At 72.1% G+C, this 13,427-nt stretch carries 12 protein-coding genes and 3 pseudogenes; 4 read left to right on the forward strand and 11 right to left on the reverse strand.

Annotation, left to right across the window (positions count from 1 at the left end; all coding sequences use genetic code 11):
* The 11 genes and pseudogenes from ABD317_RS24955 to ABD317_RS25005 form a co-directional block, all read right to left on the reverse strand.
* Nucleotides 1-162, reverse strand: a pseudogene (locus ABD317_RS24955) (urease accessory protein UreF); the annotation flags it as partial.
* A gap of 35 nt (nucleotides 163-197) precedes the next feature.
* Nucleotides 198-1,919, reverse strand: coding sequence for an urease subunit alpha (locus ABD317_RS24960; RefSeq protein ID WP_344292167.1), 1,722 nt, complete (start codon nucleotides 1,917-1,919; stop codon nucleotides 198-200).
* A 100-nt stretch (nucleotides 1,920-2,019) separates the two neighbouring features.
* Nucleotides 2,020-2,325 (reverse strand): annotated as a pseudogene (locus ABD317_RS24965) (urease subunit beta); the annotation flags it as partial.
* A gap of 12 nt (nucleotides 2,326-2,337) precedes the next feature.
* On the reverse strand, nucleotides 2,338-2,640 hold the full coding sequence (locus ABD317_RS24970) for an urease subunit gamma (RefSeq protein ID WP_027754682.1): 303 nt from the start codon (nucleotides 2,638-2,640) through the stop codon (nucleotides 2,338-2,340).
* A gap of 173 nt (nucleotides 2,641-2,813) precedes the next feature.
* A complete protein-coding gene (locus ABD317_RS24975; RefSeq protein ID WP_344292170.1) occupies nucleotides 2,814-3,713 on the reverse strand; it encodes an aromatic prenyltransferase in 900 nt (299 codons plus the stop codon).
* Nucleotides 3,714-3,972: 259 nt separating this feature from the next.
* Entirely contained in the window at nucleotides 3,973-4,365 is a 393-nt protein-coding gene (locus tag ABD317_RS24980; protein ID WP_027754680.1) for a nuclear transport factor 2 family protein, read from the reverse strand.
* 145 nt (nucleotides 4,366-4,510) lie between these two features.
* Complete coding sequence (locus ABD317_RS24985; protein WP_344292173.1) at nucleotides 4,511-5,434, reverse strand: aromatic prenyltransferase; 924 nt, start codon at nucleotides 5,432-5,434, stop codon at nucleotides 4,511-4,513.
* A gap of 94 nt (nucleotides 5,435-5,528) precedes the next feature.
* Entirely contained in the window at nucleotides 5,529-5,993 is a 465-nt protein-coding gene (locus ABD317_RS24990; RefSeq protein ID WP_344292176.1) for a hypothetical protein, read from the reverse strand.
* 190 nt (nucleotides 5,994-6,183) lie between these two features.
* Nucleotides 6,184-7,215, reverse strand: coding sequence for a methyltransferase (locus tag ABD317_RS24995; RefSeq protein WP_027754679.1), 1,032 nt, complete (start codon nucleotides 7,213-7,215; stop codon nucleotides 6,184-6,186).
* Nucleotides 7,216-7,316: 101 nt separating this feature from the next.
* A complete protein-coding gene (locus ABD317_RS25000; RefSeq protein WP_344292179.1) occupies nucleotides 7,317-8,903 on the reverse strand; it encodes a class I adenylate-forming enzyme family protein in 1,587 nt (528 codons plus the stop codon).
* 39 nt (nucleotides 8,904-8,942) lie between these two features.
* Nucleotides 8,943-10,544, reverse strand: a complete 1,602-nt coding sequence (locus ABD317_RS25005) for a prenyltransferase/squalene oxidase repeat-containing protein (protein WP_344292181.1) — start codon at nucleotides 10,542-10,544, stop codon at nucleotides 8,943-8,945.
* An 879-nt stretch (nucleotides 10,545-11,423) separates the two neighbouring features.
* On the opposite strand from ABD317_RS25005, the gene ABD317_RS25010 reads away from it, so the two are divergent.
* From ABD317_RS25010 to ABD317_RS25020, 4 genes and pseudogenes are all read left to right on the forward strand, one after another.
* Complete coding sequence (locus ABD317_RS25010) at nucleotides 11,424-11,972, forward strand: hypothetical protein (RefSeq protein WP_344292183.1); 549 nt, start codon at nucleotides 11,424-11,426, stop codon at nucleotides 11,970-11,972.
* A complete protein-coding gene (locus ABD317_RS25015) occupies nucleotides 11,969-12,154 on the forward strand; it encodes a MerR family transcriptional regulator (RefSeq protein ID WP_027754676.1) in 186 nt (61 codons plus the stop codon). Before ABD317_RS25010 ends, ABD317_RS25015 begins: the two co-directional genes overlap by 4 nt.
* Before the next feature lie 118 nt (nucleotides 12,155-12,272).
* A pseudogene (locus ABD317_RS37890) lies at nucleotides 12,273-12,380 on the forward strand (DUF2510 domain-containing protein); the annotation flags it as partial.
* Between the two features lie 201 nt (nucleotides 12,381-12,581).
* A complete protein-coding gene (locus ABD317_RS25020) occupies nucleotides 12,582-13,409 on the forward strand; it encodes a hypothetical protein (RefSeq protein ID WP_425582432.1) in 828 nt (275 codons plus the stop codon).
* Nucleotides 13,410-13,427: the final 18 nt, after the last annotated feature.

The following is a 13,427-nucleotide window of genomic DNA, read 5'->3' on the forward strand; positions in this document are numbered from 1 at the left end:
GGTGAGACCGGCGGTGTGCAGTCGGCCGCGGCAGTACGCCGCCAGGCCCGCGGCGTCCGTGATCCGCCCGGCGGCGACGGCCTGTTCCGCGCCGCCGGAGTGGGCGTGGCCGCCGGCGGGGAAGCGGCCGTCGGCGAGCACGAGCAGCGCGGCGCGGGTCACGCGCAGCCCCCTTTCCGCCTCCGCACGACCACGGTTCAGAACAGGAAGTAGCGCTGGGCCATGGGCAGCTCCGCCGCCGGGGCGGGCTCGACCACGTCGCCGTCGATGGTCACGGTGAAGCTGTCGGCGTCGACCCGTACGTCCGGGGTCGCGTCGTTCAGCCTCATGTCCGCCTTGGTCAGCGACCGCGTGGAGCGGGCCGCGACCGGTGTCTTGCCCAGCCCCAGGCGGTCGCGGAGGTGGCCGTCCAGCGCGAGGGGGGAGACGAAGGAGACGGAGTTGGCGTGCGGGGCGCGGCCGGCGGCGCCGTACATGGGGCGCGGCAGGACCGGCTGCGGGGTGGGGATGGAGGCGTTGGCGTCGCCCATCTGCGCGTACGCGATCTGGCCGCCCTTGAGCACCAGGTGCGGCTTGACGCCGAAGAACGCGGGGTCCCACAGGACGAGGTCGGCGAGCCTGCCGGGCTCGACGGAGCCGATCTCGTGGTCGACGCCGTTGGCGACGGCCGGGTTGACCGTGTACTTCGCGACGTACCGGCGCGCCCGCAGGTTGTCGGCGCGGCCGTCGCCGGGCAGCGCGCCGCGCCGCTTCTTCATCGCGTGCGCGGTCTGCCAGGTGCGCAGCACGACCTCGCCGATGCGTCCCATGGCCTGGGAGTCGGAGGAGATGACGGAGATGGCGCCGAGGTCGTGCAGGACGTCCTCCGCGGCGATGGTCGAGGGCCGGATGCGGGACTCGGCGAAGGCGAGGTCCTCGGGCACGGCGGGGTTCAGGTGGTGGCAGACCATCAGCATGTCGAGGTGCTCCTCGACGGTGTTGACGGTGTACGGGCGCGTCGGGTTGGTGGAACTGGGCAGGACGTGGGGGGCGGAGACGACGGTGATGATGTCGGGCGCGTGGCCGCCGCCGGCGCCCTCGGCGTGGTACGCGTGGACGGTGCGGCCGGCGAGGGCGGCGAGGGTGTCGCCGACGAAGCCGGCCTCGTTGAGCGTGTCGCTGTGGAGGGCGAGCTGGGCGCCCGTCTCCTCGCAGACGGCGAGGCAGGCGTCGATGACGGCGGGTGTCGCGCCCCAGTCCTCGTGGATCTTGAAGCCCAGCGCGCCGCCGCGCAGCTGGCTGAGCAGCGCGTCGCTGGAGACGGTGCTGCCCTTGCCGAGCAGGCCGACGTTGACGGGGACGTCGTCCATGGCCTCCAGCATCCGGGCCAGGTGCCACGGCCCGGGGGTGACGGTGGTGGCCTTGCTGCCCTCGGCGGGGCCCGTACCGCCGCCGATGAGGGTGGTGACGCCGGCGGCGAGCGCCTCGTCGGCGAGCTGGGGGCAGATGAAGTGGACGTGGGCGTCGACGGCGCCCGCGGTGAGGATCTTGCCGTTGCCCGCGATGATCTCGGTCTCCGGGCCGATGACCAGCTCGGGGTGTACGCCGTCCATGGTGTCCGGGTTGCCGGCCTTGCCGAGCGCGGTGACGCGCCCGTCCCGGATGCCGACGTCGGCCTTGACGATCCCCCAGTGGTCGAGGACGACGGCGCCGGTGATCACGGTGTCGGGGGTGCCGTCGGCGCGGGTGGCGCGGGAGACGCCCATGGACTCGCGGATGACCTTGCCGCCGCCGAAGACCGCCTCGTCGCCCGCGCGGCCCGGGCCGCCGGCGCGGTCCTCCTCGATCTCGATCAGCAGGTCGGTGTCGGCGAGCCGGATGCGGTCGCCGGTGGTGGGCCCGAAGAGGTCGGCGTACGCGGCCCGGGACAGCTCAGCCATCGGCTGCCCCGCCATCGAGCGATCCGCCGTCGAGCGGCCCGCCTTCGACCGGCACGCCGTCCGACGACCCGCCGTCCGACGACCCGCCTTCGACCGCGTCGTCCAGCGCCCCGCCCGTCTCACCGCGCAGCCCCGGCACCACCCGCCGGCCCGCGAGCGGAACCAGCTCGACCGCCACGGGCACGCCGGGCTCGAAGCGCACGGCGGTGCCCGCGGCGACGCCGAGGCGCCGGCCGCGGGCGGCGGCGCGGTCGAACTCCAGGCCCGGGTTGGCCTCGGCGAAGTGGTAGTGGGAGCCGACCTGGACCGGCCGGTCGGCGGCGTTGAGCACGGTGAGCCGTACGACGTCCGCGCCCTCGTTCAGGCGGACGGCCCCGTCGCCGTGGCGGATCTCTCCTGGGATCACGGCCGTCTCCCGTCAGGTGAGGGGGTCGTGGACGGTGACGAGCTTGGTGCCGTCCGGGAAGGTCGCCTCCACCTGCACGTCGCGCAGCATCTCGGGGATGCCCTCCATGACGTCGTCGCGGGTGAGCACCGTGCGGCCGGAGGCCATCAGGTCGGCGACGCTGCGGCCGTCGCGGGCGCCTTCGAGCACGTGGGCGGTGATGAGCGCGACTGCCTCCGGGTGGTTGAGGCGCAGCCCGCGCGCCCGGCGCTTCTCGGCCACGTCCGCGGCCACGTGGATGAGCAGCCGCTCCTGCTCCCGGGGAGTCAGCCGCACGCGCCCCACCCGCCCTTCCGGCTCCGGTCCTCCGGGCGCCGTCCCGGCCCGGGGTCCGGCCACCCTAGTCCCCCCGTCTTTCCGGCGTGTTACACGGCCGGCGGCGGGCCGGCGGGGCAAGGGCGGAGCGGGCGGGGGCGTGCGACGGGGCGGGCGGCGCCCCCGCCCGGGTGTCAGCTGCCGCGGCGTACGCGGTCGTGTGCGGCCGTGGCCATCTGGTAGTACGTCGCCAGCTTGTAGTACTCCCCGCCGGTCGTCAGCGCGCCGGCGAAGACCAGCCTGCGGTCGCCGTCGTAGGTGTACGGCGCGTTCGCGGCGAGGGCGCCGAGCTTCGGCTCCACGTGTGCGGGGAGCGCGTTCGGGTCGGTGGTGCGGGTGGAGAAGCTGACCCGCTCGATCTCGGGGGAGTCCCAGCTGAAGGTGGGGTACAGCGCCGAGGAGGTCTCCGCGAAGTCCAGCAGCCGCGCGCTCGGCTCCGGCAGTCCGAAGTTGCGGATCATCGCCTGGAGGGTGGGGCGCTCGAAGTGCTCCGCGGACAGGCCGTTGAAGTAGACGTTCCAGGTGCGGTTCGCGTGGTCGACCGCCACCGTCGACACCCTGCCGTCCAGGCCGTAGTCGACGAGCAGGCCCATCCACTTGGACAGCGTGTCGGCCATGGCGGGAACGGCGGCGAGCTTGTCCAGCTCCTGCAGCCGGCCCATCGGGAAGACGGCGTACGCCTTGTTGAAGCCGCCGTTGACGCCGTAGTCGACGCCGTAGCAGTCGACGGGGAGCGTGGTCAGCATGTCGGCGAACATGCCGCGCACCGGGTGGTTCGTCTCCTCGGCGAGGCCGTGGGCCAGGGCCCGCTCGTAGGGGTCGCCCGCGGCCAGCGGCACCGTGAAGTCGAAGGACATGTCCCCGACGCGGCCGCCCTTGTTCACGACGTTGAACACCACGGTGGAGTCGGTGACGACGTTCGGGAACGCGGTCAGCACCGCCGTCATCTTCTCGCGCGGGCACTCCAGGCCCACGATTCCGGCCGCGTCTTCAGCGGCTACACACAAACGTTCGATTGCCGGTTCTGCAGACATCAATCCCCCATGCGGCGATGTGCGAAGCCCGTGCGCTGCTGGTTTCGGCAGGGCGTCGAACTTAGAAGATAGACGTCCGGACGCGTCTGCCCACGCCGTGGCCGGGGGACAAGATCATGCGACTTGCGGGACGTGGCCGAATACGCATGCCCCGCATCGGTGCTCCGGGAGGCTCCCGCGGAAGTCGAACGGGGCGGCCGACGGAGCCGCCCCGCTCGTCAGACGGTCGACTGGGTGGGGGGATGGTGCCGGCCGGTGGTCAGCCCTGCGGCCCGGCCGGGGCGATCATGTAGCTCTCCAGGCTGCTGATCAGGTCACCGCGGAAGGTGATGTAGTCGGAGAAGAGCATCTCCAACTGGCCGTTGGGGAGGGGGACGAGGACCGTGCCGCTGACGGCCACGGTGTCGCCCTCCTCGATCATGCGCTCGACCTTGTGGGTCGGGCGCGGCTGCTCGCCGACGTCCTTGTGGACGACGCTGGCGGCGCCGTCCTTGTTGTCGATGACGGCGCGGAGCGTCTCCTTGCCGCGCAGAGCCGGCTGGCCCTTCTTCTCCATCAGGACGTCGTCGGTCACCAGGGGCAGGACCGCCTCCGCGTCGCCGCGGTCGACCCCGTCAAGGTACTGCTTGATGATGTCCTTATGAGTACTCATCCCTAAATGATAGTACTTGTGAGTACCCGTACCAAGATTGCGGACAGGCGGAGTTCGGCCAAATCACCGGTCTCCGAGGGGAGTCGGCCCTCCGTGCCGGCGGCGCTCGCGACGCCGCCGGCACGGGCCGGGCGGGCGGGGCCGGTCAGCTGCTCCGGCCCTGGCCGTTGAGGGTCATCAGCTCCTTGAGCCAGGGCTCGTACCGGTAGTACGACTGGAACTTGTACAGCTCCTCGCCGGTGGACGACATGGCGACGTAGTAGACGAACCTGTTGGAGTCGTCGGCGACCTCGCCCTTGACGTCCTCCAGGAACTTCTGGATCTCCGGTTCCATCGGCACCGGCAGCTCCGACACGTCCCCGGCCGGGATGGTGAAGGCGAACCTCTCGATCTTTGAGGAGTCCCAGCTCAGCGTGGCGTAGGCGCCCATGGCCCGGCCGCTCAGCTTGAGCAGCCGCTCGCTCGGCTCCGGGAGTTGCAGCCTGCTGAAGATCGACCGGACGGTGTCCGGCGCGAGGGGCTCGGCGGTGAGCCCGCCGAAGTACAGGTTCGCCGTGCGGTAGCGGTAGTCGATCGCGAACATGGGCATCTGCGGGCCGCCCATGCCGTGCTGGACGAAGAAGTCGTAGTTTTCGGCCACGCTGGGCGGCATGGACGGGATGTCGAGGAACGCGGACAGCGGTTCCATGTCGTCCGGCCGAAAGTTGATGTACAGCTTCTTGAGGCCGCCCGCGACGCCGAAGTCGACGCCGTAGCAGTGGATTCCGCAGTGCTGGAGGACCTCCCCGTACAGCGGGAAGACGGGGTGGTCCGAGGGCTCAAGCAGGCCGTGCGCCACGGCGACCGTGTACGGGTCTTCGTGTTCCTTGGGAATGGTGAAGCGCCAGTCGACGTCGCTCGAATAGCGCGCACCGGTGCCCATCCGGAAAGCGATCGGGGTCTTCGGGATCGCGTCCTTGTACGCCGTCAGGACCGCTTGCACCTTGTCCTGGGCGTAGGGCACCTCAAGTAACCGGGCCGACTTCTCGATGGCCTGGTACAGGTGGGCGAACTCGGCGCTCTCTGACATGTGTCCTCCATGGGGGGCGTGCGATGAGACGAAAGGGCTGGACCCGCCGGTCGGCGGGTCCAGCCCAGGGTGTCGGTCGCGGTGTCGGGTGGTGTCAGGCGGGCGCGGGCTCCGGCTCCGGCTCCGCCACCTGCAGCATCAGGCACCGCATGAGGAGGGTCGTCTCCATTACGGCCATCAGCACGCCGACGGTGACGTGCGCGGAGGTGGAGCTTTCCAGGCCCAGGAAGACCTGGATGAAGGCGGTCAGCAGGATGCCGATGCCCGCCGAGAGCACCCACTTCAGCTCGCGGTTGCGGCGCCACAGCATGACGGCGGCCACGAGCTGGACCAATGCCAGCGCCTCGAACACGTAGGCGCCCACGCCGTGCGGGTCGATCGAGTCGACGTCGCCGTTCATGAGCATTCCGGCGAGTAACCCCTGCGTCAGGATCATGAGAAGGCACAGGACGGCCATGACCCGCAGGAACGTGAGCGGCCCGCCGCCCTCCACGACCTGGACCGGTATGACGGCCTTGCGGGAGCGGGCGGGTGCACCCTCGGGAGAGGTTTCGTGCATCGAAGTCCCCATTTCTCTTCTGCTACGTGGCCTTGGTACGGGATTCCGGCGCAGGAGCGCCGGCGACTCGGCAGCCTACCGGCGCCGGTGCGGGCCCGCGTGGGACCCCGTGTGTACCGCGGCGGTATCGGCCAGCGGTATCGGCCGGTGCCCCGCCCGGGGCCGGGCGGGAGCGCCCGGGCGGGGCGGTTCAGGCGTTCTTCGTCGCGGAGATGACGGCCTGGACGGGGATGACGTCCGGCGGTATCTCGGCGGCGTCCTTGGTGACCGCGTTCGTCACCGTGAAGCCGCATTCCTCCAGCCAGCGCTGGTAGACCGACAGTTTCTGCGGGCCGCCCTGGCCCATGGTGCAGCCGATGAAGAAGGCCGGGAAGAAGTCGACGTTGTAGTTGTCCGTCCGGGTGATGTCCTCGGGGTACACCGGCACCAGGATGTGGACCTGTCCGCCGGGATTCAGCGAGCCGTGCACGCCGCGCAGGATTCTCAGCACGTCGGCCCGGTCGAACATGTCCAGAAAATGCTTGATCAGCACGGTGTCGAAGCCGGTGGGGATCGAGTCGAAGACGTTGCCGCCGACGAAGGAGAGGTGGTCCGCCAGCCCTTCGGCGCGGAAGTTGGCTAACGCCTCGGCCTCCTTCTCCGGCAGGTCGAAGGTGGTCACCCGCAGCCCCGGGGACTTCTTGTACTGATAGGCGTGGATGGCCCCCAGACCGGTGTTGCCGGCGAGGTCGAGCACCTGTGCCCCGGACGGGATCTCGATCCGGTCGAAGAACCACGGGTCGGCGTTGGCGGTGACCGTGTTCATCAGCGGCAGCCAGGCGTCGTTGAGGTCCTGGTGGTCGGCGACGGCGTCGTAGAGGGTGCCGCCGGCCCCGTACAGCTCCTTCAGGCCGACGACGGTGCCGGTCCGGGCACTCTCGGTGAGGTAGAACAGCTGCCGCAGCGCCGTCACCTTGATCAGGTTCATGTAGCGCAGGGCGCGCTTGAGGTCGGCCTCCTCGACGTGGGCGAGGGCGTCGAGGGCGTAGCCCCCCGACGTCTCGTCGTGGGCGACGAAGCCCTCCTTGACCATGAGGAAGAGGAGTTGTTCCACCGCGTCCGGCTTGGTGCCGACGGCGTCGGCCAGTTCGGTGGCGCTCATTCCCGGGTTGTCTCTGAGCCTGTCGACGATGCCCAGCTCGAAGCAGGACAGCAGGCTCATGAACCGTGAAGGTCCCACCATGTATTCGCGGAGTCGGGCGAGCGTCGCTTGCGGTGTCAAGGCATGTGCCCCTTTCGGATGAGTTGGTGCGTCGCCCTGGCGGGCGGTGGGGTGCAGAGAACTCATTCGTGCACGTGGGTTTGCTGCGCCAGCCGGCGGGCCAGCGCGAGGCGCTGCACCTTCTGCGTGGCGGTCCGCGGCAGTTCGGCGTGGGGGACGTGGACGGGGTCGGCGAGCTGCGCGAAGTCCGCGGCGGCGGCGCGCCAGCGGTCGAGGTCGAGCGGCTTGTCGTCGACGGTGCACAGAACCGGGACGGGCTGTCCGTCGGCGCCCTGCACCACGACCAGCTCGGTCAGCTCCGGCATCCGGTCGAGTACGACGTCCTCGATCTCCAGGGAGCTGCGCACCCCGGGGATCAGGTCGACCTCGCGGTCGAGCATGTGCAGGCAGCCGAGGCGGGTGCGGTAGCCGACGTCGCCGGTGCGCCACCAGCGGCCGTTGCGGTTGGTGTCGTAGCGGTCCTGCTCGGCGAGGTAGCTCTTGGCCAGGCCGTCCCAGGCCACCTCGATGTAGCCGGGGTTCTCCTCCGCCACCGGCCGGCCGTTGCGGCTGACCACGCGGACCTGCGCGGCGCCGCCCGGCATGGCCCAGCCGACGCAGCGGCCGTTGGCCTTGTGCGCGGTGCGGCGGAAGTAGGCGCGGCCGACGGCCGGCCCGACCTCGCTCTGCCCGTAGATCTGGAAGAACAGCGCCCCGCGGCGGTGGGACGAGGCCAGCAGCCGGCCCATCGTGCGGGGGTGGATCGCGTCGAAGGTGCTGCTGAAGACCTTCACCGGCCCGAACGGCATGCGCGGGTCCTCGGTGAGCGGCTCCCAGTCCATCAGCGAGTTGGGCAGCGCCTCGACGAGCACCGGGCGGTGGGTGAGGAACTGGTCGGCGACCACCACGGGGTCGGACTCGCGCAGCAGCAGGACCGGGAACTCCTTCAGCAGCGCCAGGGACATCGCCGCGACCATCCGGGAGTGCACGAAGGGGATGTGGATCGCGACGGTCTCCTTCCCCCGCAGCAGCGCCAGCAGCCGCCACTGCGGCACCAGCCGCACGCCCTGGGTGCGGGGGGTGTGCACCACCAGCTTGGGCAGGCCGGTGGTGCCGGAGGTGTGGGTGATCACGGCGGCCTCGTCGATGGGCCGGACCACCGGCGCGACCCGCGGCGCGCCCGCCAGGCCGGCGAGCGCCACCGCCCCGGGGCGCTCGCCGCCCACGCAGATCACCTGCTCGGTCACGTCGGCCAGCGGGACCTCGGCCAGGGCGTCGAGCTTGCGTACGTCGGTGAGCAGCCGGGGCCGGCCCACCCGCGCCAGCAGCGCCCCGACGGTGTCGGGGTCCAGCGCGGGCGACAGCATCACCACCACCGCGCCGATCCGCGACGCCGCCGCCGCGAGCAGCCAGATGTCGGCGTTGTGGCTCTTGTGCAGCGCCACGTGGTCGTCGGGGCGGACCCCGGCCGCCCATAAGCGGCCCGCGAGGTCGTCCACGTGGCCGGCGTACTGGGCGACCGTCATCCGGCGGCCGGCGTCCGGCAGCACGTCCAGGTCGTGGTCGAACGTGATCGGGGTCGAGCCGTTCACGGCCGCGGCCATCTCCGGCAGCAGGCCGATGTGCAGACCGCGCTTCTGTATCGACGCGTATGCCGTGGAGCCTTTCATGAGGGCGTCTCCTTCCGGTCCTTCCGGAACTCGCTGCTGTCAGGCGGTGCCGTGGGCGATCAGGCGGTTGAGCGCGGTCAGGACGTGCACGTCGGCCAGGACGGGGAAGTCGAAGGGCAGCGGCCGCGGGCCCGCCTGGTCGGCGATCGAGCGGAACCCGCCGTCCTCGTGCTGCTGGTCGACCAGGTAGGCCAGCGGCTTGGCGAGGTTCAGCTGCGGGGCGTGCCGGGCGAGTGCGCCCACGGCCTGTGCGGTGGACAGCACGTCGCTGTCCTTGCCGGGCACGTGTCCCCAGCCGCCGTCGCCGCCCCGGGTCTCGTCCAGGAACGCCACGGCCTTGGCGGCCGCCTCGTCGGCGCGCCGCCGCAGCGCGGTCTCGTCGGCGGGTACGCAGGCCAGGGCGTCCAGGATGCGCAGGATGGCGCTGGACATGCTCAGCGTCCAGCTGGGCTCGAAGCTGCCGTCCTCGCGCTGGGCGTCGATCAGTACGTCGACCGCGGGGCGGAGCAGGTCGCCGTAGCGGCTCCAGGGCAGGGCGATGACCGCGCCGGCCGTCATGTCCAGGTCCGAGGTGTGGCCGCGCAGGTACGTGGGGAAGCCGCCGGCGTCGTTGGCCCGGGCGCGCAGGTACTCCTCGCCCGCCGCGATGCTGTGGCGGAACCGGGCCGCGTCCAGCATCCGCAGCAGCTCCACGCACCGCGCGGTGTCGTCGACGTCGGTCTGGGTGGTGGCCTCGTTGTACCCCCAGCCGCCGTCGGCGTGCTGCCGGGAGGCGAGGTACCGGCCCATCCGCGCCGCGAGCCGCTCGTGCCCCGGCGCGGGCGCGAGCGCCACCGCGGCCAGGGAGGTCACGAATATCTCCTGCCCGTCGATGAACGGCACGCCGCCGTCCGGGCCGCGCAGCCGGGTCAGCGCCTCGATGCCGTCCCGCATCAGCTCGCATCCGGGCCGGTAGGTGTGCAGCGCGTGCAGCGCCACGAGGTGGGCGAGCGCGTTCCCCTCCCACACCCGCCGGACGGGGAAGGCGGCCAGCCGCCGCACCAGCAGCTCCTGGTGGTCCAGCAGCTCCTGCCCGGAGACCGTGTCCCCGGCCGGCCCGGCCTCGGCGTTGCCCGCGTGGGCGTGCGCGTGCAGGATCGTGGCCGCGCACAGCGTCAGCTCCGTCCACACCGCCTGCGGCCGCGGGGACACCTCCCGCGGGTCGGGGCGGGTGCCGTCCGGCAGGACGCCGCACAGGCTGAGGATCGTGTCCAGCAGCAGCCGCTTGCGCGCCCCGGAGCCGTGCCGGGCCCGGTTCAGGCCGGCGAGCAGGTCGTCGACCTCGCAGGGCCGGCCGGACAGCGCGTCGGCGACGACCCGCTCCAGCATGCCCTTCGGCCGCGCCTGCTGCAGGTAGTCCTGCAGCTCCTTCTGCACGCGCGGCGCCGCCCGCTCCTTACGGAGCAGAAGCAGCAGCAGCGCGGACTCGATGATCCGGCCGGCGCACCGGTCCTTCAGCGCACCCTCGCCGTCCACCTGTACGGCCAGGTGGCGCGCGACTCTGCGCCGCGCCTCCGCCGCCCCGGGCCGCTGCCCGTCGACGCCCACTCCCGCCGACTGCGAGACGGAGCCGGCTGTATGGCCGGCCAGACGATCACTCATTGTTCACATTCCTTTCGGGGTTGCCGGAGACCCGGCCGCCGGAGCGGCGGCCGGGTGGCGGATTTGCCGGTGCACAGGAGCAGGACAGGCGGTCGCGCACGTTCCGGTACGGCCCGGGCGCGCATGCGGCGGCCGCATGCAGCGCGGGCATGGAGCCGGCGGTCAGGAGCCGGCGTTCACGGGCCGGGCGGTCAGGCGCCGGCGTTCCGCCGGGGCGACCGCCCTCCGGACACCGGATGGTCGCCCCGGAACGGCACGGGAACGCAAACGGCCGCGGCGCGCCTCTCGTCCGAGGGGCGCTCGCGGCCGGCCGATACGGGATACGCCCGGGTGTGCCCGGACACGGACCGGAGGGGGACTTCACCCTCCGTAGCCGCACTTGGGCAGGGTGGACGCCCGGAAAGTGTGACACGCGACGGCCCGCCGTGCCAGAGGGGCCCGTGGTCGCCCGTTCCACGACCGTTCCACGACCTCCCGGATGGCTGACGGCCCGTCAGCCATACCTCCGGGGGCCTGCGGCGGGGGCGGGCCCGGGGGCCGCCGACAAGCCAGCGGCAAGTCACCGGCAAGACCCGCGGGACAGTCTGGGACGTGACCATAACGGAACTCCGGCCGCTGCCGAGCGGACCGTCCGCGGGGGTGCGGCCCCGGACGGACCGGAGACCGGACTCCGTAGTTCCGTCGGGGCGCCGCCCACCGGAACCTACCAGTCCGGCCGTCTGTCCCGGTCGTCCCGGGACTTCCATGCAGAGCGGTTGTTGGGGGAGCGATTTGCCTGACGGAGGGGCTTCCACGGGGTCGCACCCGTGCGCCAGGGCCCACACGCGTGAACGCCGTGCCGCCGCCGGTTCCCTGCTGTGCGGTGCGTGCGTCAGACAGATGGAGCACCATCTGCAGGAGCTTCCCGCGCTGCACCGGGAATGCCTGCACCAGGCGTCGCCGACCGCGATGGGCAGACCGAGCAACCCGACGAAGGTCTCCGCACCCCGCAACGTCGACCACCTCGACATCGCCGTGCTCGACACCCGCAACCACCTCTCCTCCCTGCTGGAGTCGTGGACGGGGACGGTCGTCGACCAACTGGGCACCGCAGCGCCGGCGCGGAGCGTTCCGGACCTGGCGCGGTTCCTCACCGAGAACCTGGACTGGCTCACCGCCCAGCCCGCCGCGCCGGATCTCGCCGACGAGATCGAGAGCCTCGTGAAGCAACTGCGGCGGATCATCGACCCGGAGTCGAGCGAGTACTTCACCTTCGTCAAGGAATGCGTCATGGACGGCTGTGACGGGACGATCACCGCTACCCTCCGGCCCGGCGAGAGCGTGCCGGCCCGGAGGATCGCGTGCACGGCAGGGCACGCGTGGGAGACGCACGAGTGGCTCCGGCTCAGGCACCTGATGGAACGGCAGCGGAAGGGCGGCGAGGCATGAGCAGACCACCGAACCACAGGCTCGTCCCCACCAAGGTGGCCGCGCTGGCCATGGGGGTGTCGGAGGCAACCATCCGGAAGTGGGTGAGCCGCGGGAAGTTAACCCGCTACGGCCCACCGAACAGCCGCTCGCAGTTCGACATCGAGGAACTCACCGCGCTCTCCGTGCAGCGCCGGCCCTGAGCCGGCCGCCGGAGGCGGACGGGCTGCGGCAGCCGGGCGGAAAGCCGGACGGAAAGAAGGCTCAGACGGCTCTCATCCGGTTCTCAGGGAGCCCCGATAGCCTGCATACATGAGTGGAATGGCACCTGCAGGGTGGTATCCCGACCCGGACCGCAGCGACGACGAGTCGCCGAGGGAGCGGAGGTGGGACGGTGCGGGCTGGACGAACGAGGTCAGGCCCGCCGCCGTCGCCCCGGATGTGCCTGCGCAGAGCCCCGGCGGGGCCGGCCAGCAGGACACTCCGCCCGGCGGCGCGAACGACGCCCCCACGGAGGTCATATCCGGCGGGGCCGAACCGCTCGGTTTCGGCCCCGCCCCACCGGTCGGCCCGCCGGGCAAGCGGCGCTGGCCGGGCCGGCGCCCGCTGGCCCTCGGAATCGCCATCGGCGTGGCCGCCGCGGCCCTCGTCGGCGGCGGCATCGCCGGCGGGTACGCGATATGGGGCGGGGACGACGGCGACGAGGCCGGCGGCAGCGGCCCGGTGCTCGTCGGGCCCGACGGCGAGAGCCGCTCGCCGGCCCCCGAAGAGAGCCCCGACGGCGGCTCGGGCGGCGACCCCGACCGGTCGCCCGCGCCGCAGGACCCCGAGGACGGCGAGCGCGACCCCGGCGACTCCGGCGGCGGGCAGCCGCCGCAGGAGGTCCCCGGCGAGGACGGCTTCGCCACCGACCTGGCCAGCGGCATCAAGATCCCGGTGCCGGACGGCTGGAAGGGGCAGTCCGGGCAGATCGGGGCCGGGGTGTCGGTCGGCGAGTACAAGTGCCCGACGTCGCCGCAGGACACCTGTGTACGCGGCGGGGTGAACTCCGTACCCGCCCTCGCGCTCGGCATCGACGCGACCAGCCCGAAGGGCGTCGCGGAGAAGGACATCGAGCCCAACGCGGAGGCGTCCTACGGCGACGAGGCGTACGGCGGCATCACCTCGCACGACGAGGTGGAGTCCGGCGAGGTCACCGTCGCCGGGGAGGAGGGCTACTTCGTGCGCTGGAAGGTCGTGACCCAGGAGGGCGACGACGGCTACGTGCAGTCGCTGGCGTTCCCGTCCCCGGCGAACTCCGAGACGATGGTCCTCATCCGCGCCGGCTTCGACATCGCCGACAAGGCGCCCGGGCTCGACGAGCTGGAGGAGATCACCGAGGGCATCGAGGAGGCCGAGGGCGGCGGCGCCGGCCTCCCGGGCGGCGGCGGCCAGCCGGTGGGCGCCGCGCGGCGCTGAGCGGCATCGGCTGCGGCG

Origin of the sequence: Streptomyces synnematoformans (genome assembly GCF_039531005.1) — a bacterium.
In the GTDB taxonomy this organism is placed as follows: Bacteria; Actinomycetota; Actinomycetes; order Streptomycetales; family Streptomycetaceae; genus Streptomyces; species Streptomyces synnematoformans.